Source organism: Rhizobium sp. BK377 (genome assembly GCF_014193935.1).
In the GTDB taxonomy this organism is placed as follows: Bacteria; Pseudomonadota; Alphaproteobacteria; order Rhizobiales; family Rhizobiaceae; genus Rhizobium.
Map to the genome: position 1 here is coordinate 309,054 of NZ_JACIAC010000003.1, position 21,858 is coordinate 330,911.

A 21,858-nucleotide genomic window follows, 5' to 3' on the forward strand; every position below is an offset into this window, starting at 1 on the left:
GGCCCGTGGTGCGCATTTGCAAAACCTCAGTCTCAAAATCGTCATTTTGCCGGTGACATCGGCACCATTCTCTGCAAGAAAGAGTGCCGTTGAGAGACAGGGGCGCCCGTTCGCAAGAACTGGCTGAGAAGCACCCTTCGAACCTGAACCGGATAATGCCGGCGGAGGGAGTCGCTCGGGTCGCAGTCTGCTTCGTTGCACGATCGTTCCCGCGCCTGCCCCGCCCGAAAGGGGTACTATGGAGAACAAGACACCCGGAGCTTTGTTGACGGCGATGCGCACCAAGCCGCCGCTCGTGCAGTGCATCACCAATTATGTGGCCATGAACATCGCTGCCAATGTGGTGCTTGCGGCGGGTGCATCGCCTGCCATGGTCCACGCCGCCGAGGAAGCGGGCGAGTTTGCCGCAATCGCCGGCGCTTTGACCGTCAATATCGGCACGCTCTCCACCCAATGGATCGACGGCATGCATGCGGCGGCAAGGGCTGCAAACGCGAGCGGCAAACCTTGGGTGCTCGATCCGGTCGCCCATTATGCGACGTCCTTCCGCCGTAAGGCAGTCGCCGATCTGCTGGCGCTCCGTCCGACGATCATCCGCGGCAATGCTTCAGAGATCATCGCGCTTGCCGGTGGTGAGAGCCGTGGCCAAGGTGTCGACAGCCGTGACCCGGTTGAGCAGGCTGAAGCTTCCGCGCGGCTCCTTTCCGAACGGCATGGCGCGGTCGTCGCAGTCACCGGTGTGGTGGATTTCGTGACGGATGGCGCACAAGCGCTGCGCATCGAGGGCGGATCGGCACTGATGCCACAGGTGACTGCGCTCGGCTGCTCTCTGACCTGCCTGACGGGCGCCTTCGCCGCCACCGTTCCCGCCGACCCCTTCGCGGCTGCTGTCGCCGCACTTGCCACGTTTGCGGTCGCCGGCGAAGAAGCCGCGAAAAATGCGGATGGCCCCGGCTCTTTCTCCTGGCGTTTCCTCGATCAGCTTGCCGCGCTTGATGAAGCAAAGCTCGATGCAAAAATCAGGATCATCGCTGCATGAAACGCTTCGATCTTTCGCTCTATCTGGTTCTCGACCCCGATCTCTGCGCCGGAATCGGCATGATCGAGACGGCGCGGCTCGCCGTCGCCGGCGGTGCAACAATGGTGCAGCTTCGCGACAAGCGTGGCGGAACGGCAAGGATGATCGAGACCGGCCTGGCGCTCAAGGAGATCCTGAAGGATACGGGCGCCCTGCTTGTTATCAACGATGACGTGGAAGCGGCCATTGCAATCAGCGCCGATGGGCTGCATATCGGTCAGGACGATATGGTACCTGCCGCCGCACGTGCGATGATCGGCCCGGACATGATCCTGGGTCTCTCTGTTGAGACTGAGGCGCTGGCTGCGGCAATCGACGCTGGAATTGTCGATTATGCCGGGATCGGGCCGGTATTTGCGACGCCTACAAAGACCGACCATAAGCAGCCGATCGGTTTCGATGGGTTGGCGAGACTTGTAAAGGCTGCGCCTGTTCCAACGGTTGCGATCGGAGGTCTGAAGAGCGAACACGCCGGTTCCGTCTTTGCGGCAGGAGCAGATGGGCTTGCTGTCGTCTCGGCGATCTGCGGCACACCCGACCCGAAGGTCGCGACAGTTCGCATTGCCGAGGAAATCCGAAAGGTCCGCCAATGATCCGTAACGTCCTGTCCATCGCCGGTTCCGATCCCTCCGGAGGGGCCGGCATCCAGGCCGATCTCAAGGCTTTCTCGGCGCGCGGCGTCTATGGCATGGCGGCGCTGACGGCACTGACGGCGCAGAACACGCAGGGTGTGACCGGCGTGCATCTCGTGCCGCCGCACTTCGTCGCCCAGCAGATAAAAGCGGTCTTCGGCGATGTACGCGTCGATGCGGTCAAGATCGGCATGATCGCCAATGCCGGCATTGCCGAAGCGGTTGCCGAGGCGCTGACGCCTCACCGCGGAATTCCCATTGTCGTCGATCCTGTCATGATCGCCAAGGGTGGGGCGGCGCTCCTCGACCCGCAGGCCGTCGATGCGCTGACGCGGCAGCTGTTGCCGCTCGCCACGCTGCTGACCCCAAACCTGCCGGAAGCCGCCGCGTTGCTGCACGAAGAGGTTGCCGAAAGCCGCGAGCAGATGGCGTCGCAAGCCGAACGCCTGCGTACCCTCGGACCCGCCGCGGTGCTGGTCAAGGGCGGCCATCTCGGCAGTGTCGAAAGCCCCGACGTGCTGTCGACGGCCTCTGGCCTGCACTGGTTCGAGGCGAAACGCATCCCGACCAAAAATACACACGGCACGGGCTGCACCCTCTCCAGCGCGTTGGCCGCCGAGCTTGCAAAAGGCGCATTGCCGCAAATGGCCGTGGCAACCGCCAAAGCCTATCTTGCGCAGGCAGTCGCTGCCGCAGGCGAACTGACAGTCGGTTCCGGCCATGGACCTGTCCATCATTTTCATAGCCTGTGGAAAGACGCCAGTATCTAAGCCGGATCACATTTCGAGCATTGTGAGACGGCCTGGTCAAACCGGGCCGGTGCAGTGCGGATCCGATGTGTGCTTGAACGATTCGCGAATGCGCCTGCAGCCGCAGTCGAAGATATCCCCCACTGCTCCATCGTGTCGCAGGAGGGTGTCACGAAATACGAGCGCGACCATTTCATGCGCATGATCTAAGCCTTGCTGGCTTCGACCGTCGCCCTATGCTAGGGGACGGTCCCCTTCAGCGAGACGAAACTGCCATGCTTCCCTGGATCCAGCTCGATTCCGCGACCATTCCCGGCGAAGGCGGGCAATTGCGGCTGAAGCAGCGCGGATCCGAATTTTCGATCATGCTCGGCACCAATGAGCTGATGAACAGCCGCCTCAGCGGCTCGGAAGAAGCACTCGCCACCCTGTCCTTCGAGCGGATCAAATCGCACCCGAAGCCGAAGATCCTGATCGGCGGGCTTGGCATGGGTTTCACCCTGCGGGCTGCCCTTGCGGTCTTGCCCGAGGATGCCGGTGTTGTCGTCGCCGAACTGATCCCGCAAGTTGTTGTCTGGGCACGCGGACCGATGACGGAGGTGTTCAAGGGCTGTCTCGACGATCCGCGCGTGTCGATCCATCAGGGTGATGTCGGCGAGGCGATCCGCGCCGGAAAGGCCGCTTACGATGCGATCCTTCTCGACGTTGATAATGGCCCCGACGGCCTCACCCGCAAGTCCAATGACCGGCTCTATGACTATGCCGGGCTGAAATCCGCTCGCGAGGCGCTCCGCCCCGGCGGCGTGCTTGCCGTCTGGTCCTCGGGGCCTGATCCATCCTTCACCCGCCGGCTGAAGGAGAGCGGCTTTGCTGTCGAGGCGATCAACACCCGCGCCAACGGCAAGCGCGGCGGTGCACGGCATGTCATCTGGCTCGCTATGAAGCCCACCCGCTGATCCGACCTCCGGAAGGCACGTCATCTCGCGTGGCCGCTGGGCAATAAATTGCGCCTTTCTCTCACAAGGCGACGGAAGCGCACTCAAGAGAGCTTGAGATTGATGCGATAATAATCGTATCCCATAGGTCATGGATCGCGAAGACGAGGAGGTCTCGCGGCCGCTCATCGGCTGGAGGCATTTCATGCCAGCCCTCGATTGGATACGAGTATGCGCCTTTCAGACTGCCATAATTTCCATGACTTCCGCCGTCTTGCCAAGCAACGCCTTCCCGGGCCGATCTTCAATTATATCGACGGCGCGGCGGACGATGAGGTTACCTACAGGCGCAATACATCTGCTTTCGAGAGTTGCGATCTTCTGCCGAGCGTGCTGCGCGGCGTCAGCGAAGTCGACATGTCGGTCACCGTCATGGGCCAGAAACTCGCCATGCCGGTCTATTGCTCGCCGACGGCCCTGCAGCGGCTCTTTCATCATGAGGGGGAACGCGCGGTCGCGCATGCCGCCGGTAAATTCGGCACGATGTTCGGCGTGTCGTCGCTCGGCACGATCAGCCTGGAAGAGGCGCGTAAGATCAGCAGCGGACCACAGGTCTATCAGTTCTATTTCCACCGGGATCGCGGCCTCAACAACGAAATGATGGCGAGAGCCAAGCAGGCTGGCGTGCAGGTGATGATGCTGACCGTCGACAGCATTACGGGCGGCAACCGCGAGCGCGACAAGCGCACCGGCTTTGCCATTCCCTTCAAGCTCAATCTGTCGGGCATGGCCCAGTTTGCCGTCAAACCCGCGTGGGCCATCAATTATTTCACGCACGAGAAATTCCGCCTGCCGCAGCTCGACAGCCACGTCGACATGGGCAGCGGCACGATGTCGATCAGCCGCTATTTCACTGAAATGCTTGATCCCGCCATGAACTGGGACGACGTTGCCGACATGGTGAAGACCTGGGGCGGGCAGTTCTGCCTAAAGGGCGTCATGACGGTCGAGGATGCCAAGCGCGCCATCGATATCGGCTGTACCGGCATCGTGCTTTCCAACCACGGCGGGCGTCAGCTCGACGGTTCGCGCAGCGGCTTCGACCAGCTTGCGGAAATCGTCGAGGCTGTCGGCGATCGGATCGATGTGATGGTCGATGGCGGCATCCAGCGCGGTACCCATGTGCTGAAGGCCCTATCGCTTGGCGCCAAGGCCGTCGGCGTCGGGCGCTACTATCTGTTCCCGCTTGCGGCAGCTGGCCAGGCAGGCGTCGAACGGGCGCTGCTGCAAATGCGAACCGAAATCGAGCGCGGCATGAAGTTGATGGGCTGCGCCTCGGTCAGCGAGCTTTCGGCCGGCAATCTGCGTTTCCGCGCCTCTTGATCTTCATCGAGAATGACGCGGTGCCGTTCCTTGGCCGCCATGGCGACCGCTCAAGGCGGCCAAGATAATCAGTGGCGACCACCGGTAAACTTCGCCATTGAATGCCGCTCGTTCTGACGCTATATAACGTCAGTATATACGGCATGGAGATGAAAGATGGGCCTCGCACAATATGCAGATGACGGTCTGTTTGCGCCGCGCAAAATTGCCGATGCCTTCCGCACGACCAGCGAAGAGATCGCCCGCACCGCCGGGCTTGGCAAAGACGCAATCCAGCGCAAGGACCGGCTCCGCTCCGACAAGACGCAACGGCGCCTCCGCGAAATGATCGAAGTCGTCAACAAGGTCGAACCTCGCTTCGGCTCGACGTTGATGGCCTATGCTTGGTATCGCTCCGAGCCTCTGTCAGGCTTTTCGGGCCAGACCGCCATGCAGCTGGTTCGCGACGGGCGGGCGGACGACGTTCTTGACTATATCGACGCGATCGATGCCGGCGTTCACGCCTAACCCCGGCCATGCACTACAAAGGAAAGCTCTATCGAGCGCTGAACCCTGTTTACGCGCGCGAGCCGCTCTCTGGGCGCGGTGCCGAACTTTATGGCGGTCGGTTCAATCCCAAGGGAATGCCGGCGCTCTATACGTCCCTGTCCGTTCTGACCGCGCTCCGGGAAGCCAACCAGGTCGGCAGCCTGCAGCCGACAACGCTCGTCGGTTACGAAGCTGATGTCGAGTGCATCTTCGACAGCAGGGATGAAATCGCTCTTGAGGAGCAGGGAATAGATGGCGCTGCGATAGCCGCGGCCAGCTGGCGTGATGAAATGAAGGCACGTGGAGAAGCCAGAACACAGGCCTTTGCGCGCAAGCTTGCGTCCGACGGCTATCACGGCCTCCTGGTCAGAAGTTTTGCTCCGGCCGCCAGAAATGATGATCTCAACCTGGTACTCTGGCGATGGAGCGACACAGCTCCTTGCCGCCTAACGCTGATTGATGACGAAGGCAGATTGTCCTGACCACCAGGCACGATCAGCGCCAGCATATCCGCCGGCGCTGATCATAGCGGTGCCTCAGGCGGCGCGCGCCTTGTTCGGCCGCGCCCATTCCGGCAGCCAGTCGCCGTGGCTGGCAAGCAGGTCGTCGACCAGCGACCAGATCTGGTCGAGATCGAGCTCGGCCGCTGTGTGCGGGTCCATCATCGCAGCATGATAGATATGTTCCGGATTTTCCGTCATCAGCGCCTGGACCGTCAGTTCCTGGACATTGATGTTGGTGCGGATCAGTGCGGTCAGCTGCGGCGGCAGGTCGCCAATATAGGTCGGCTGGATGCCGGAGGCATCGACGAGGCAGGGTACCTCCGCAGCACAATTTGCCGGCAGAGAAGTAATGCAGCCATTGTTGCGGACATTGCCGTATATGACCGAGGGCTCTCCGGTCCAGACCGAATTGATGATCGAGGAAGCATATTCCTTCGATTCATTGACCTCGATCTTGTCGGCCGAACGATAGGCTTCCGCCTGGCCCTTCCAACGGGCGATCTGCTCGATGCAGCGCTTCGGATATTCGTCGAGCGGAATGCCGAATTTCTCGATCAGGTCTTCGCGGCCTTCCTTGATGAAGTAAGGCGTGTATTCGGCGAAATGCTCCGAGCTTTCGGTGACGAAATAGCCAAGCCGTGTCAGCATCTCATAACGCACCCTGTTGGGGCAGCGCGGGTTCCAGCCGGGCTTCGGCGCACGGCCTTCGCGATAGGCGCGCACGAGATCGGGATAGAGGTTCTTGTAGGAACCATCCGGCTGGCGATGCTCGAATTTCAGATAGAAGGCCATGTGGTTGATGCCGGCCGAACGGTAGCGGATTTCGTCATAGGGAATGTCGAGATCGTGAGCGAGTTCCATCGCCGTGCCCTGCACGGAATGGCAGAGGCCGACCTGCTTGATGTCAGGGTATTTCTCCGCGATCGCCCAGGTGTTGATCGCCATCGGGTTGACATATTGCAGCATGATGGCATTGGGGCAGACGGCGCGCATATCCTCGCAGATCTTCCAGAGATGCGGCACGGTTCTGAGGCCACGCATGATGCCGCCGACGCCGAGCGTGTCGGCAATCGTCTGACGCAGGCCATATTTCTTCGGCACTTCGAAATCCGTGACGGTGCAGGGTTCGTAGCCGCCGATCTGGAAGGCGACGACGACGAAATCGGCGCCGGATAGTGCCTTGCGCTGATCGGAATAGGTTTCCGCCTTCGCCTTCACGCCGAGCGTCGAAATCAGCTTGTTGACGACAATGGCGCTTTCTTCCAGCCGCTGCGGGTTGATGTCCATGAGCGCAATCGTGGCCCCCGACAGCGCCGGACGCTGCAGGATATCGCCGACGATATTCTTCATGAAAACGGTGGAGCCAGCTCCGATGAACGTTATTCTGGGATTTGCCATATGAACCTCCGGCATTCTGAAATCAGGCTACCTCGAAAGCGGCTTTGACGAGCCGTTCGGTGTAGGGTGTCTTGGGATTGGAAAGGACTTCGTTGACGGGTCCCTCTTCCATGATCTTGCCATGCTGCATGACGATGACACGGTGGCAGAGGGCGCGCACGACCTTGAGGTCATGCGAAATGAACAGGTAGCTCAGGCCTCGCTCATCCTGCAGCTTGCGCAACAATTCGATGATCTGCGCCTGGACCGACAGGTCGAGAGCCGAGGTCGGCTCGTCAAGCAATATGAATTCCGGCTCCAGCGCTATCGCCCTTGCAATGGCGATGCGCTGGCGCTGGCCGCCGGAGAATTCATGCGGAAAGCGCGACAGGATATTGCCCGGCATGCCGGCGGCAATCAACGCCTCGCGGACCCTGTCCAGACGTTCGCCCTTGGTGGCGCCGAGCTTGTTGACGACTAGCCCCTCCTCGATGATCTGACCGATCGTCATGCGCGGATTGAGGGAGGAGAACGGATCCTGGAAGACAATCTGCATGCGTGAGCGCAAGGGGCGCATCTCTGCCCGTGACTTGCCGTGGATCGGCTGCCGGTCGAAATAAATCTCCCCATTATTGGTGTCGTTGAGCCTGAGAATAGCCTGGCCGAAGGTGGTTTTTCCCGAACCGGATTCACCGACGAGCCCCAGCGTTTCGTGTCGCCGCAGTGTCAGATTGAGACTGTCGACGGCGACCAATTCGCGCAGTTCCGGCCTGAAGAAGCCACCATGGCGCAGCATAAAGGAGACGCGCACGCCACGGGCGTCGAGAATGATATCCGACCCTTCCGGCAGCGGGTTGGCCTGGCCGCGCGGCTCGGAGGCCAGGAGATGCTTGGTATAGGGATGCTGCGGATTGGCGAAAAGCTGCTCGGTCACATTGTGCTCACGCATCTCGCCATGCTGCATCACATAGACATAGTCGGAGAACTTGCGCACGACCGTCAGGTCATGGGTGATCAGGATCACTGCCATCCGCAATTCCGTCTGCAGATTGCGGAGGAGATTGAGGATCTGCGCCTGAACGGTCACGTCGAGTGCCGTCGTCGGTTCGTCGGCAATCAGGACATCGGGATCATTGGCAAGCGCCATCGCGATCATCACGCGCTGGCGCTGGCCACCCGAAAGCTGGTGCGGATACTGCAGCAGGCGCGCCTCCGGATCGGGGATCTGTACCTGCTTCAAAAGCTCCAACGCTTTGGCATTGGCCTGTTTGCGGCTCATTTTGCGGTGGACGCGGATCGCTTCGACGATCTGGCTGCCGATCGTGTAGATCGGGTTCAGCGAACTCATCGGCTCCTGGAAAATCATCGAGATGCGGTCGCCGCGCAGCCTGCGGCGGGCCTTCTCGGAGAATTTCAGGATATTGTTGCCGTCATATTCGACGCTCGAACGCGGCGAGATGACCGCGCGCTTGGAAAGAAGTCCCATGACGGTGCGTGCCGTCACCGATTTGCCGGAGCCGGATTCACCGACGATCGCGATCGTTTCGCCGCGATAGAGCTGGAAGGAAATATCCTTCACGGCTTCGACGGTGCCATGCTCGACCTTAAAATTGACGCCGATATTGCGCGCGTCGATGATAGGGCTTTCCTTGCGGCCGTCGTGATCGTGACGGACGGGCGGGGCAAAGGAACTAACGAGAGCAAGAGCCATCTTCATCACCTCAATAGGGGTCGACCGCATCGCGCAGACCGTCACCCAGCGCATTGAAGGCGAAGACGGTGATCAGCACGAAGGCGACGGGCGAGAGAATCCAGGGATAGGTTCCGATGACGGAATAATTCGCCGTATCCTGCAGCATCAGCCCCCAGGAGATCAGCGGCGGCTTTACGGCAAAGCCGAGGAAGCCGAGGAAGGATTCGAGCAGCACGACGCTCGGAATGTGGATGGTGACGGCGACAATCACGTGGCTCATCACATTCGGAAAAATATGCTGGAAGATGATGCGACGGTCGGTGGCACCAACGGCCATTGCTGCCCGCACATATTCGATACGCGCCAGCGCCAGCGTCTTGCCGCGCACCTCGCGCGACATTTGCGCCCAGCCAAGCGCCGACATGACGAAGATCACAAAGGCGAGGAAGACATTGGTCGGTGCTGTGATCGGGATCAGTGATGTCAGCGCGAGATAAAGCGGCAGCTGCGGGAAGGCGAGCACCAGCTCGACGAAGCGCTGCACCCAGACATCGAAGGCGCCGCCATAATAACCCGACACCATACCGACGGTGGTGCCGACGACCGTGACGATGAAGACCACCGTCAGCGCAATCATCAGCGAGATGCGAGAGCCGATAATGGCGCGTGACAGCACGTCACGGCCGAATTTGTCGGTACCGAGGAAATGCACCGGCTCGCCATCGACCGTGCCGAAGAAATGACGATTGGCCGGGATGAGACCGAGCAGATTATAGTCCGAACCCTTGACGAAGAAGCCGAGCAGACGCGGATTGTCGTAATCCAGGCCGACCACGGGCTGGAAAGTGACTGGATCAAGCTCTTCGGAATCCGCCAGCGCGTAGACGCGCGGCCAGACGAGGTTGCCTTCCTTGTCGTGAATGCTGATCAGCTGCGGCGGCGCAAAGCCGACATCGGTCGCCTTCGGATCCATCGGCGCGAAGAAATCGGCAAAGATTGCCATGATGATCAGGAGCCCGACGAGGATGAGGCCGATCATGCCGGTCCAGGAGCGCCGCAGCCGGCGCCAGACCAGCGCCATATAGCTCTCATTGCCATGGCCGGTATTCTTGACAGTTTCCTCGTGCGGCGGCGGCGGTGTGGAAGAGTCGAAGGCAAACATATCAGGCTCCTCCATATTGACGGACCCGTGGATCGAGCATGGCAAGCAGCATGTCGGCGATGATATTGCCGACGATGAGCGTGGCCGACAGCACCAGCATGAAAGTCGCGGTGACATAGACGTCACCGATCGCCATCGAGCCGACGATCGCCGGACCGACGGTCGGCAGGGCGAAGATGATCGCCGTCTCGATCTCGCCGGTCAGCATGTAGGGAAGCACGACGCCCTGATACATGACGAGCGGATGCAGCGCGTTTGGAACGGCGTGGCGCATGACAACCGCGCCGCCCGAAAGCCCTTTGGCGCGCGCCGTCTCGACATATTGGGCATTCAGCGTGTCGAGCAAGTTGCCGCGCATGACGCGCATATTGTAGGCGAGCCCGCCGAAAGTGGCGATCGCGACGACCGGCCAGACGTGGCTCACAAGATCCATAAATTTCGCCCAGGACCACGGCGCTCCGCCATATTGCGGCGAGAAGAAGCTGCCGATTTCAGTCACGTTGAACTGGAAGACGAGCAGATAGACGATGATCAGCGCCATAAGAAAGCGCGGCACCGTCATCCCAAGGAAAGAGATGCCGGAGAGCAGGCTGTCGATCCAGCTATATTGGCGGGTCGCCGCCCAAATGCCGAAGCTGATACCGAGGATGGACGCGAAAATGTGGCAGACCAGCGCCAGCGCCAGCGTGCGCGGCAGACGCTCGCCGACCACGTCGGCAACCGGCTTGTTGTAGAACATGCTGTAGCCGAAATCGCCTTTGGTCACGATTCCCGTGATCCAGTTGACGTACTGGATGACCAGCGGCTGATCGAGGCCATGTTCGACGCGATAGGCTTGAGCCTGGGCATCGGCCTGCGCGAAGGAAGCTCCGCCCTGATTGATCAACTGCGAACGGATGTAATCGGCATAATCTCCTGGCGGCGCCTGGATGATGGCGAAGGTCACCACGCTGAGGATGAAGAGGACGGGGATCGCCGAGGCGATACGCATGAGCAGGAATCGTAACATCAGACGGTTCGCTTCTCCTTGCCGCCAGTCGCTCGTCTCAGCGCGGCCGGCTTGTTGATTCTGACCGGCCGCGCGCAGCACGCGCGACCGGAAGCTCTTGTCGTTCGGGAGGGAGCTCTTAGTTTATCGGGCCCTTGTCCCCGGGCTTACCGGGAAGCTGTTGAGGGAAGAGTTCGTATTTGCCCTGCTTGTCGGCGGCCACCCACACACGCTCGCGGATGATGGAATCCTCTGCCCAGTTGAACATCATGATCGGAGTACCCTCGGGAATGTTCGAGAAACGCTTGTTGATGATCAGCGCGCCCGGATATTCGGTCAGGCCGACGGTATCGACGTGTTCGGTCGCCGTTTTCTGATACTGCTTCATGAGTGCCACGCGTTCGTCATTGTCCTGGCTCGTGCGGAACTTGTTGACGATGTCGGCAAGCTCCTTTTCGTAAGGCAGGAGGTCGAGCTGATTATCCTTGCCGGCGCGGTGGTGCCAGCTGGTACGCGGGCCGACAGCGGCAAGCTGTTCGGTGTTCTGCACCACGGAGGCGAGCTCGGTTGTGTTGCGCTGAATCAGCCAGTCGAACTGGCCGGCATAGTGCGCGTTATCCCGCTTGGGGCCATCAAGAGCATTGATGATGATCTTGATGCCGAGCTTCTCCATCTGGCCGACGACACCTTCGGCAAGGCTCTTGTCGGTAGTGTAGTCATTGTTGACGAGAAGTACGATCTCGACATTCTTGCCGCCAGCTGTTCCGGCCGGGAAGTTCACGAAGCCATCGCCGTCAGTATCCTTCAGGCCGACCTTGGCGAGCAGCGCCTTGGCACCCTTTAGATCGAAGGGATAGTAGACGGTCGAGTTGCGATCATAGAAGCTCGTGCCGGAGGAAAGGCCGCCTGCATAAATTGCCGTGAACGGTCCCTTGACGAGGGAGTCGCCGATCGCCTTGCGGTCGACCGCCATGGTTATAGCCTTGCGGAAGTCCTCGTTGCGGTCGAGTTCGCGGATCGCCTGACTGCGGGCGTCGGGATCACCCCAGCCATTGCCCGACAGGTTCATGCGCAGATTATAGCCGATGAGGCGCGGGCCGAAGGCGAGACGCGCCGGAGCGGTCTTTTCGGCCGCACGCTTTAGCGAGGCCACGAAGTTTTCCGGCTGCTCGAGGTTCGAGAAGTCGGCAGAACCGGCAACGGCCTGCACGTCACGGTCGGCCCAGGTCGAGAGCTTGTAGTGCAGTTCGTTCAGATAAGGCAGCTGATTGCCCTTCTCGTCGACCTTCCAATAATAGGGGTTGCGGCGCATGACGATGATATCGTCAGGCCGGTATTCGACCGGCACCCAGGCGCCCATGACCGGCATGTTCATGAATTCCGGCGGGAAGGCGTTCTTGAACTGGTCGTAGGTGTTCTTCGAATATTTCGGATGCTGGGGTTTGAGAATATGCGACGGACCCGGGCAGAAGTTCGGGTAGGCCATCGTATAGAGGTACTGCTTCGGGAAGGCCTCCTTGAAGGTCCATTCGACCGTGTAGTCGTCGATCTTTGTGAGTGTCGTTCCCTCGCCGAAGGCTTCCGGCGACGCACCGCCGCCGAGCGGCGAAACGTTCGGATCGATGACTTCGTCTTCCCAATAGAACATGAGGTCATCGGCATTGAAGGGCGCGCCGTCGGACCACTTCGCACCCTCGATCAGGTGCATGGTCAGCTTGTGACCATCCTGCGACCACTCCCAGCCCTTGGCAAGGTTCGGCAACGGCTCGGTATCCTTAGCCTCCACCTGGAAGAGCGGTGCCGTGCGCGTCAGGCATTCGGAGAGGCCGATATCGATGCCGCCCCAGCCCTGCGTCTGGCCGGCGCCGTAGTTCCAGCCTTCCGGCCGGCCGCCAATGACATGGCGCATCACGTCGCCATAGACGCCGGGACCGTCAGGCATGTTCTCGGTCTTGAAGACCATTGGTTCCTTGGGCAGGCGATCCTTGACCGCCGGCAGCTTGCCGCTATCGACGAAATTCTTCGTCACCCAGTCCGGCTCGTGATATTCGGGCAGCGCCTTGAACTCCAGGATGGAGTCACGCGACACATATTTGATCTTGCCTTCCGCCGGGAAAGCCGGCGGTGCCGGCGGTACCGTCGGCTCGGACGCGTAGGCATTCAGGGCCGCGACTGAAACGCCAAGCGCCAGTCCGGCCAGGATGCCGATCTTACGGAAATTCCTCATCGTCTCTCCCTCTTTGTTCCGGAGCGCTTGCATGCGTCTCCGCTTCTCCTCAAACGACGATGAAGGAAGCCTGTATACCGGTGGCCTTCCTCCCGAAGAGCCGCCGCAGCCTCCCTCACCCTGATTTAGACGGCCTGCTTCAGCGCCGCCTTTTCGACGCGAAGCTCCTCGATCGAGCGGACATGGCGGCGCGCAGCCCCTTCCCACTCCCGCGTCTTTACCTTGGAATTTGCCAGCCTCTCCTTGGCGGCAGGGACGGCATCAGCATATTGCGGCAGCCAACGGGCCTGGGCAACGACCATTTCGTCGACCATCTGCCAGACCTCTTCCGGCGTCGAGACGGCACCGACCAGCGGATCGTGCAGGACGGCGAGCTTCAGGAGATCGATATCGCCGGTAACAGCCGCATGCACAGACATGCGCTGGACATTGATCGACGAGATGCAAGTCGCAGCACAGGCTTCCGGAATGGTAATGCCAGAGACCATGTTGATGCCGAAGCGATCGACGAAGCCGGGCGACTCGATGATGGCATCGGACGGCAGGTTGGTGATGACGCCGGTGTTCTTGACGTTGAAATGACCCCGATAGACCCGGCCAGTCTCCAGCGCCTCCAGGATATGGCTCGCATGTTCATTGGAGCGCTTGGCCGGATCGATCGGCTTTTCGGCCGAGGCGAGGAATTGCGGGAATTCCGTTTCGAACCAGTTGCGGGTCTCCGTCGAGTGACGCAGATAACCGCCGGTTTCGCCATGGATCCAGTCCGACATATCGATCCAGCGGGTGATTTCGTCCGGTCGCTTGCGATACCAGGGCAGGTATTCGGAGAGATGACCGTTGCTTTCCGTCGAATAGACGCCGAAGCGCTTCAAGACATCGATGCGCAGTTTCTCCTGCTGCGAATAGACCGGGTGCGCCTCGAAGGCAGCGACCAGCTCATCCTTGCCGATCTTTCGGCCGTTAAGGCGCAGATCGACAAACCAGGTCTGGTGGTTGATGCCGGAGCAGATGTAGTCCAGTTCGCCCGGTGAGTTGGCTCCGAGCACTTCGGCGATCTGTTCGGCGCCGTGCTGGACCCCGTGGCAGAGGCCGACCGTATCGACCTTGCCATATTCGATGGCCGCCCAGGTGTTCATCGCCATCGGGTTGGCATAATTCAGGAACTTCGCGCCCGGTGCCGCAACCTCGCGGATGTCCTTGCAGAAATCGAGAATGACCGGAATATTGCGCTGGCCGTAGAGAATGCCGCCGGCGCAGATCGTATCGCCGACGCACTGGTCGATGCCGTATTTCAGGGGAATTCTGATGTCGTCCGCATAGGCTTCCAGACCACCGACGCGCACGCAGCTGATGACATACCGTGCGCCTTCCAACGCCTTGCGACGATCTGTCGTGGCCGTCACCTTGGTCGGCAGCTTGTTTGCCTCGACGATCTTGTCGAGGATCGCCTTGATCATCTGGAGGTTATGTTCGCTGATGTCGGTCAGAGCGAATTCGATGTCTTTGAATTCCGGCACGCAGAGAATGTCCGTGAACAGCTTCTTGGTGAAGCCGACGCTGCCCGCACCGATAATAGCGATTTTGAAACTCATATCCTTCACCTCGATCCGATCAAATGCTAGGTAAAAAGACGGCATAGGAGGATCAGGCGGCATGCTTTCGCACATCGTCTGAAAATACCGGGAAATAGTGCCTGTATTCCTCCCGGCCGTTCTTTCGACCGCGATCTCTTCCTCTTGTGAGAGGGGATTATGCGCATATTCGCAGGAGCAGCCAGAGAAGGATTATGCTTTCGAGGGTAATTTTGTGCTGCATGATTTGATCGCCAACGGCCAATCGATGAGAACCGTTTCGCTGCCGCGCGGACGCCAGCGTCTGCATGCCATGCCCACAAGCGCTGGTTACGAGGTTCGTGAAAACGAGACCTATGATTGGGACGGCAGAAAGCGCGGTCTGACGCCCTTCACGGTGCTGCAGCATACGATCAGCGGCACCGGCCGCTTGCGCTATCAGAATCGCAATTACAAGCTCCAGAGCGGCGACACGATGATGGTGCTCGTGCCGCACAATCATCGCTACTGGCTGGAAAAAGGCGAGCGCTGGGAATATTTCTGGATTTCCATGAATGGCGAGGAGACGCTGCGCATCCACAAGATGGTGCTGGCGCTCGCCGGTCCGGTCCTCAAACTGCAGCAATCAACCATCGACCATCTGGCCGATTGCAGCCTGCGTCTCGTCAAAGGCGCAAATACGCCGGGCGCGGCCTCAGCGATTGCCTATGAGGCAGCGATGGCGCTTTACGACGATATTTTCGGCTCTTCCGCATTCGCGGCCGAGCAGAGCGCCATGCAGCCGGTGATCGATCATATCAATGCCAATCTGGAAAAATCGCTGCCGGTCAGCGAACTCGCAGCGATCGTCGGCCTTAGCCGCGCACACTTCTCCCGCAGCTTTGCCGAAAGCGAAGGTATCCCGCCGGCCGAATATGTGCTGCAGCAGCGTTTGCAGCGCGCCGCAAAGCTATTGACCAAGGCAGATTTCCTGCCGGTCAAGGAAGTCTCGATCATGTGCGGCTTCGAAGACGCAAACTATTTTGCCAAGGTCTTCCGGCGCGTTTATGGCATCACGCCGACCGAATTTCGTACGACCGGCATGTATGCGAGCATCGGCCGCAGTCGGTAGGTTTGATGGGAACGAAGCGTCTCGCGCGAGCGGTAAAAGCCGATTTCGGCAAAGCATTTGGGGATTGTTAATCAGAGGTGCCTAATATAGGATCCCGGCGCGCCGAAGTTGCACTATAGTTGGGTTCGACCTTTTAGGATTCAACTGGAGAAAGCCTTGGATATGCGAAGGAATCGTGCGGCTCGCTCGCCCCTCGAAGATACAGAGGCAAAAGCTCTGCACCCCGTGGACAGGCTTTTGTTCTTCGATCGCGACTTTAATCCGGTCGAGGATTTGCTGGGCAATGCGCTGCCTGCTTCCGTCAAACCGGCGATGTCCTTTTGGGAGCAGTTCCCAGAGCTAGACAAGTCTGAAATCATGCCTGCCGTTCATTCGATCGGCGACACTGCCCTAACTTTACGAATTTTGCGGGATCCGCACAGGCCCGGGTCGGACGGCATCACGATCTACCGGATTGGAGATTTCTTTGCTGTCGTTCGGTCTGAGGAACGAAGCGAGGATGATCTTGCAACCCTGTTGCATTTGGCCACTCACGATCCGCTGACCGGGCTTCCGAACCGACGCCAGTTCAGTGACGATCTCGCCACCTCACTGCACGAGACGACGACTTCCAACGAAGCTCTCTCTCTGATGCAGCTCGACCTTGACGATTTCAAGCCTGTAAACGACACGCTTGGGCATCCGGCCGGCGACAAGCTTCTTCAGCTTGCCTCCAGCCGCATTCAGGGGTGTCTTACCAGCGACGACAGAGCCTACCGGCTGGCAGGTGACGAATTCATGGTTATTTCCATGGGTTCGGGGCATCCTGCCAAAGGACACCGGCTGGCAGAGGCTTTGGTAGATGCGTTCAAAAAGCCGTTCACGATAGACGGCATTGCGCTATTTGTCGGTGCAAGCATCGGTACATCTGCTGCTCCGCTGGACGGAATAAGTCCAGAGCAGCTCATGAAGGCGTCTGACGTCGCGCTTTACGCGGCGAAGAAAGAAGGACGCGGCCGCGCAAAATCCTTCGATCCCTCAATGCTCGAATCGCTGGAGCAACGTGAACTTCTGCGCCGCAGCCTACGCATGGCCCTCGCCCAACAGCAATTCTTCATCGAGTACCAACCCATCGTCGAAAGTGGTCGCATTTTCGGCTTCGAAGCGTTGCTGAGATGGCGCCATCCTCTGCTTGGAACGATTACTCCGGCGGCCTTCATTCCAATGGCCGAAGCTGATGGATTAATGCCGGAAATAGGGGCCTGGGTTTTGGAGCAGGCATGTCGCGAGGCGATGAAGTGGCCACAGAACTACACCGTCGCTGTCAATTTATCGGCCGCCGAATTCTTGACAAGCGGCCTCACCGACCGAGTATCCCATACGCTCGATTTAGTCGGATTGCCCCCCGACCGTCTGGAACTTGAAATAACGGAAAGCGTACTGCTCGAGCGAACCGTCAACAACATCGACACGCTGAATACTCTAAATGTGCTCGGGATACGGATCTCGCTTGATGACTTCGGAACCGATTATTCCTCCCTCAGCTATCTGAAGACATTCCCCTTCGACACGATCAAGATCGACAGGTATTTTATTACTGATCTCGAAAGCGACCTGAAAAGCCAAGCAATCGTCCGCTGCGTCGTTAATCTCGCACATGACCTCCGGATGCGGGTAACAGCCGAAGGGGTCGAGACCTCTGGTCAGGCGAAATGGTTGCGCAGCATCGGCTGCGACAGGCTTCAGGGCTATTTGATCAGCAGGCCGCTTTCGGTTGAGGCGATTGGCGAGTTCGTCACCCAGGCAGAGACATCCTTAGGCCAGATGCTGCCATAGCGAAGAACCGATTTTTCGTCGTGTTTTATCTATGGCATGCATTAACTTGGCGCCTGAGGCAAAACAAATGGAGGATCTATTGGAGGAGGAAGCATGCAGCTTCGATGACCATGCATTTGCGCCTATGGTATCGCTGGAAATGGACGTCGGGATGTTCAGATCCCAATGGCAGTTTTGCGACAGGATCACTGAATATCTCTCAGACATTCTCGGCCAAGGTCGCAGCGATCCCGCCCGCTACTCCAATTTTCTTTCCGTTGCAACGAACGAGCTCGTTGAACTCGCCTTCCGTTCGACGAGCGCGTCGGGCAAGATAAGTTTCGATCTCTGCCGGAGCCCGACATTCAACCGGCTGAGGATTGCTTTCCCCTGCGAGAAAGCGGACGAGGACACGAGTGAGAGAGCAAGCAAAGACCAGCCGGTTCCTGGTGCCGGGTCTGAATTCTTGCTAAAGTCCGATGGGGCGGTTTTGCTCAACGATTTAGCGGCAATATTCCGCGCCGCCATCCGAATTGAGACAGACGGCGCACTCGGGGTGCGAATCATCGCGGATTTTCCCTTGAACGAGGACTTCCGATGAGCCTGCTCCCCCTACCCTTCGCTGTTCATTTTGACCCGACAAATCAGGAGCTGGTGCTCTCTGGCAAGATGCGGCCCGAAAGCGCCGCTGCGATTGCCGATGCCCTCGAGCTGGTGCGGCAAAGTTTGGAAAAATACAGCGGCGTCGTTTACCTCAACGCCAAACGCCTGACACACATCAACATGACTGCTTTCGCCGCCCTATCCGACGTTCTCAAGGCAAGCTGCCGCAAAAAGCCGGAACGGAAGATCGTCATCATTACGTCGAGTGTCGTGGCATGGTCGACCTCGTTATTCCAAACGCTGGCGGCGGCAGAACCGAACCTGTCTGTCGAAGTCTACGATTCGGCATTCTATCCCGGCCAGACTTTTGTGGAGGACGAGACTTTCATTCCCATTCTGCGCACCCAGACAAAATTGACATGGAGGCATGAACGGGAACTGTTGCCTCGCCACGGTATGCGCAACGGCCTTGTCATCGCGGATATCTGCTGCGGAATTGGTGATTTCGCGGCCTTGGTTCAGCGGGAATTCGCGCCGGCGCGCCTCGTCGCGCTGGACCATTCCGTGCGCAGCCTCGAATATGCTCGCCGGGTCGCTGCTGACTTCAACCTGCAGGCAATCGAATATACTTATGGCGATGCCTCGCAAATGCTCCTTCGAGACAATCAATTCGACTTTGTGACCTGCCGACATTCGCTACAGATTTTCGACCGTCCCGAGATGCTCCTGCGGGAGCTGCACCGTATCTGCAAACCCGGTGGCCGCGTCTACATCACCAACGAAAAAAATTCCCATTGTCTGGGCGAGCCGCATGCGGAAACAATAAAATGGACCTACGAGGAAGTCGCCAAACTGTTCAAGCACTTCGACATGGATGTTGAGATGGGGCCAAAAAGCCGGCATCTCCTCGCCGACGCCGGATTCGATGACATCAAGGTCGATTCCTTTATGGTAACGAACCTTGACGGAGATCCCCAGGACTTCGCAGATATGATAGAAGCATGGGAAAATGTTTACGCGGGTGAGATGGCCGTGCGACGGGGCGATTCATTGGATTTCATTCGCAGGTTCCGGCAAGGATTCAAAGACCACGTCTTTGCCGCTCTTCACCCTAAGGGTTACGCCGGCTGGCCGATCTGGGCCGCTTCCGGCCGAAAGCCACTGTAATGGAAGGAATATCCTCGATAAGACCGGTTAGGCTAGGCTCGTTTCGGGCAAAGTTCATCCTGGTCGTCGGTGGCGCTGTTCTCTTTGACTTGCTGGTAAGCGGTGGACTGGCACTTTGGAACGTTCAGAGGCTGTCGCGCGACGCGACGCTTGAGGTCGGGCAGGGTCTTGAAGCTGCGAGCCAGGAATACGTCCGCACATATGCTGATTCTACCGCTGCACAAGTAAGTTTACTCCTACGGCAGGTCCATAACGATGTCAGCGCCCTAGCAGGCGTGCTCCAAGCGCAGATCGACGACCCAGAGCGGAATATCGACGTCGGCGCGGCGATTTCCCGCACATCCCCCGACAGCGTCAGCCTCTCTTACGATGAAAAGGGACATTGGTCTCAGAACGCTCCAGGCGCCGTGTCGGTTGTCAGCGTCTGGGGTTACTTGCTCGAACAGGATCACAAACCAAGACCAGACGTCGAGAGCGATATCAAGACAAGCGCGGTTCTCGATCTAGTTGCGCCAAGCTTGCTGCAGCACGGTGCTTCAAAACTGCAGATGTATTACATCGGACCGAAAGAACGACCAATCTTTCGGACGGCGCCATACACCGACCAAGCTCAGACCTTCGATCGCCTCTATCCAGGTCATAACGAGGCGGACTTCTGGGACTTCTTTTTTCCCGGACTTTACGAGTCCTGGCAGGGGTGGGCTCAGGACAGCAAAACGCGACCAGTCGCGGACGATATAACTCAGACAGCGCCATATACGGATGCGATCACCGGTAAGCTGATCGTAAGCTTCTTTCATCCGCTGTGGACAGCCGACAGGAAGGATGTCGCGGGGACCGCAGGCGCGGATATCACGCTCGACCAGCTCGCACAGACCGTCGAAAATGTGAAAGTGGCTCAATCCGGCTTCGGATTTCTCGCAATGTCGGACGGGAACGTGGTGGCGATCAACAGCACCGGCGAGAAAACTCTCGGTCTTCGTTCTGCGAGCGATACCGGCGGAACCGGAGTGACCGGACTGGAGCGCTCGCTGAAGCGAAGCTCTCAACCTGCAATAGCAAGCCTGGCTCTCGACCGCGAACAAGGCATCCAACATTTGACGTTGCAGCAGGACGGTCACGAAGTCCCATATATCGTTATCGTCAAGAAACTCCCCGCGACCAACCTCTGGTCGACTGGGCCCGTTCGGCAAGAGGCGATGTCGCTCGGAGTGGTTGTGCCCGAACGCGAAATTGACGCCTCCCTTTATGCAGCCCAGGCGAAGATTTCCGACGCGACGAACCGGATTGTAATCTACCAAATTCTGGCGATCTTAATGTCGCTGCTTGTGGTGACCATTGCGGTCTTTGCGGCATCGAAACGAATAACGAGCGGAATCAGTGCACTTGCCGATGCCGCCAAACGGATACAGGCGAAAGATTATTCGGTCAGGGTGGCCATCGCAACCAAGGACGAAGTCGGCCAGGCCGGCGAAGCATTCAACCGCATGGCCGAACAGATCAGCTATCACACGGAAAATCTCGAGCAACTCGTCGAGGAGCGCACCGCTCAGATCGAAGATGCAAAGGAAGAGATTTCGACACTCAATGCACAGCTCCAGCGAGAAAACCGACGCCTTGGAACAGAGCTGGCTGTCGCCGAACGAATCCAACTCATGGTCCTTCCGCTGCATCAGGAGCTCGAGGCGTTTCAGACCCTCGAGATAGCGGCCTATATGAGACCTGCCGAAGAAGTCGGTGGCGATTATTATGACGTGTTGACGAGCGGGAGCCGGCTGAAAATCGGCATCGGCGACGTCACCGGACACGGACTCGAAAGCGGCGTGCTGATGTTGATGGTTCAGTCCGTCGCCCGTGCTCTGCACGAAGCAGGCAACACCGATGCCGTCAAATTTCTCACAGACCTGAACAGCGCCCTGTTTAAGAACATCGAGCGAACCAAAATCGACAAGCATCTGACTTTGGCGTTTCTCGACTACGACGGGAAAGAAATGATCCTGTCGGGACAACACGAGGAAGTTGTCGTCGTGCGGGCGAACGGCGAGATCGAGCTTATCGACACGATGGATCTGGGGATACCGATCGGGCTGGAAGCCGATATTTCCTCGTTCGTTAAAACCCATGCAATAGCCTTCGAGAAGGGCGACATCATCCTCTTGCATACGGACGGCGTAACGGAAGCCGAAAACGACGATGGAGAATTGTTCGGCATGGAACGACTTTGCCGGGAAGCGCGTCGTTTGAAGGATCAGAGCGCTGACAAAGTGGTGTCGGAAATTGTGGCAGCATTAATGCTCTTTATCGGGGCCCAGAAGATACACGACGACATCACGCTTCTCGCAGTGCGACATAGGTGA

Annotated in this window: 18 protein-coding genes and 1 riboswitch; of the genes, 12 read left to right on the forward strand and 6 right to left on the reverse strand. The window is 58.8% G+C overall.

What is annotated here, in order from left to right:
- Nucleotides 1–88 precede the first annotated feature (88 nt).
- Nucleotides 89–187: riboswitch (TPP riboswitch) on the forward strand.
- A gap of 51 nt (nt 188–238) precedes the next feature.
- From thiM to FHT92_RS16080, 7 genes are all read left to right on the forward strand, one after another.
- Nucleotides 239–1,039, forward strand: coding sequence for a hydroxyethylthiazole kinase (thiM, locus tag FHT92_RS16050; protein ID WP_183826936.1), 801 nt, complete (start codon nt 239–241; stop codon nt 1,037–1,039).
- Nucleotides 1,036–1,671, forward strand: coding sequence for a thiamine phosphate synthase (gene thiE / locus FHT92_RS16055; RefSeq protein ID WP_183826939.1), 636 nt, complete (start codon nt 1,036–1,038; stop codon nt 1,669–1,671). The genes thiM and thiE overlap by 4 nt, the downstream gene beginning before the upstream one ends.
- Complete coding sequence (gene thiD, locus FHT92_RS16060; RefSeq protein ID WP_183826942.1) at nt 1,668–2,480, forward strand: bifunctional hydroxymethylpyrimidine kinase/phosphomethylpyrimidine kinase; 813 nt, start codon at nt 1,668–1,670, stop codon at nt 2,478–2,480. Before thiE ends, thiD begins: the two co-directional genes overlap by 4 nt.
- A gap of 254 nt (nt 2,481–2,734) precedes the next feature.
- Nucleotides 2,735–3,415, forward strand: a complete 681-nt coding sequence (locus tag FHT92_RS16065) for a spermidine synthase (protein WP_183826945.1) — start codon at nt 2,735–2,737, stop codon at nt 3,413–3,415.
- 210 nt (nt 3,416–3,625) lie between these two features.
- Nucleotides 3,626–4,777 (forward strand): alpha-hydroxy acid oxidase, encoded by a 1,152-nt coding sequence (locus FHT92_RS16070; protein WP_183826947.1) that lies wholly within the window; start codon nt 3,626–3,628, stop codon nt 4,775–4,777.
- A 156-nt stretch (nt 4,778–4,933) separates the two neighbouring features.
- Nucleotides 4,934–5,284: an MbcA/ParS/Xre antitoxin family protein gene (locus FHT92_RS16075; RefSeq protein ID WP_183742438.1), complete on the forward strand. Its 351-nt coding sequence runs from the start codon at nt 4,934–4,936 to the stop codon at nt 5,282–5,284.
- 8 nt (nt 5,285–5,292) lie between these two features.
- Nucleotides 5,293–5,787 (forward strand): RES family NAD+ phosphorylase, encoded by a 495-nt coding sequence (locus tag FHT92_RS16080; RefSeq protein ID WP_183826950.1) that lies wholly within the window; start codon nt 5,293–5,295, stop codon nt 5,785–5,787.
- A gap of 54 nt (nt 5,788–5,841) precedes the next feature.
- Here the strand turns inward: FHT92_RS16080 and FHT92_RS16085 are convergent, their stop codons facing one another.
- The 6 genes from FHT92_RS16085 to FHT92_RS16110 form a co-directional block, all read right to left on the reverse strand.
- Nucleotides 5,842–7,206 (reverse strand): alpha-glucosidase/alpha-galactosidase, encoded by a 1,365-nt coding sequence (locus FHT92_RS16085; protein ID WP_183826953.1) that lies wholly within the window; start codon nt 7,204–7,206, stop codon nt 5,842–5,844.
- A 22-nt stretch (nt 7,207–7,228) separates the two neighbouring features.
- Nucleotides 7,229–8,896, reverse strand: a complete 1,668-nt coding sequence (locus FHT92_RS16090; RefSeq protein WP_183826956.1) for an ABC transporter ATP-binding protein — start codon at nt 8,894–8,896, stop codon at nt 7,229–7,231.
- Nucleotides 8,897–8,906: 10 nt separating this feature from the next.
- Nucleotides 8,907–10,040: an ABC transporter permease gene (locus tag FHT92_RS16095; protein ID WP_183742430.1), complete on the reverse strand. Its 1,134-nt coding sequence runs from the start codon at nt 10,038–10,040 to the stop codon at nt 8,907–8,909.
- A gap of 1 nt (nt 10,041) precedes the next feature.
- Complete coding sequence (locus FHT92_RS16100) at nt 10,042–11,049, reverse strand: ABC transporter permease (protein WP_183742428.1); 1,008 nt, start codon at nt 11,047–11,049, stop codon at nt 10,042–10,044.
- A 118-nt stretch (nt 11,050–11,167) separates the two neighbouring features.
- Nucleotides 11,168–13,255: an ABC transporter substrate-binding protein gene (locus tag FHT92_RS16105; RefSeq protein WP_183742426.1), complete on the reverse strand. Its 2,088-nt coding sequence runs from the start codon at nt 13,253–13,255 to the stop codon at nt 11,168–11,170.
- A 125-nt stretch (nt 13,256–13,380) separates the two neighbouring features.
- Nucleotides 13,381–14,847, reverse strand: coding sequence for an alpha-glucosidase/alpha-galactosidase (locus tag FHT92_RS16110; RefSeq protein WP_183742424.1), 1,467 nt, complete (start codon nt 14,845–14,847; stop codon nt 13,381–13,383).
- A gap of 214 nt (nt 14,848–15,061) precedes the next feature.
- Here FHT92_RS16110 and FHT92_RS16115 point away from each other — a divergent pair, with 214 nt between their 5' ends.
- From FHT92_RS16115 to FHT92_RS16135, 5 genes are all read left to right on the forward strand, one after another.
- Entirely contained in the window at nt 15,062–15,937 is an 876-nt protein-coding gene (locus FHT92_RS16115; protein ID WP_183742422.1) for an AraC family transcriptional regulator, read from the forward strand.
- 162 nt (nt 15,938–16,099) lie between these two features.
- The gene (locus FHT92_RS16120) at nt 16,100–17,752 is read left to right on the forward strand and encodes a bifunctional diguanylate cyclase/phosphodiesterase (protein WP_183743446.1); all 1,653 of its coding nucleotides are present in this window, start codon (nt 16,100–16,102) and stop codon (nt 17,750–17,752) included.
- Between the two features lie 79 nt (nt 17,753–17,831).
- Entirely contained in the window at nt 17,832–18,332 is a 501-nt protein-coding gene (locus FHT92_RS16125; RefSeq protein WP_183827465.1) for a hypothetical protein, read from the forward strand.
- On the forward strand, nt 18,329–19,501 hold the full coding sequence (locus FHT92_RS16130) for a class I SAM-dependent methyltransferase (protein ID WP_183826959.1): 1,173 nt from the start codon (nt 18,329–18,331) through the stop codon (nt 19,499–19,501). The genes FHT92_RS16125 and FHT92_RS16130 overlap by 4 nt, the downstream gene beginning before the upstream one ends.
- Nucleotides 19,501–21,858, forward strand: coding sequence for a SpoIIE family protein phosphatase (locus FHT92_RS16135; protein ID WP_183826962.1), 2,358 nt, complete (start codon nt 19,501–19,503; stop codon nt 21,856–21,858). The genes FHT92_RS16130 and FHT92_RS16135 overlap by 1 nt, the downstream gene beginning before the upstream one ends.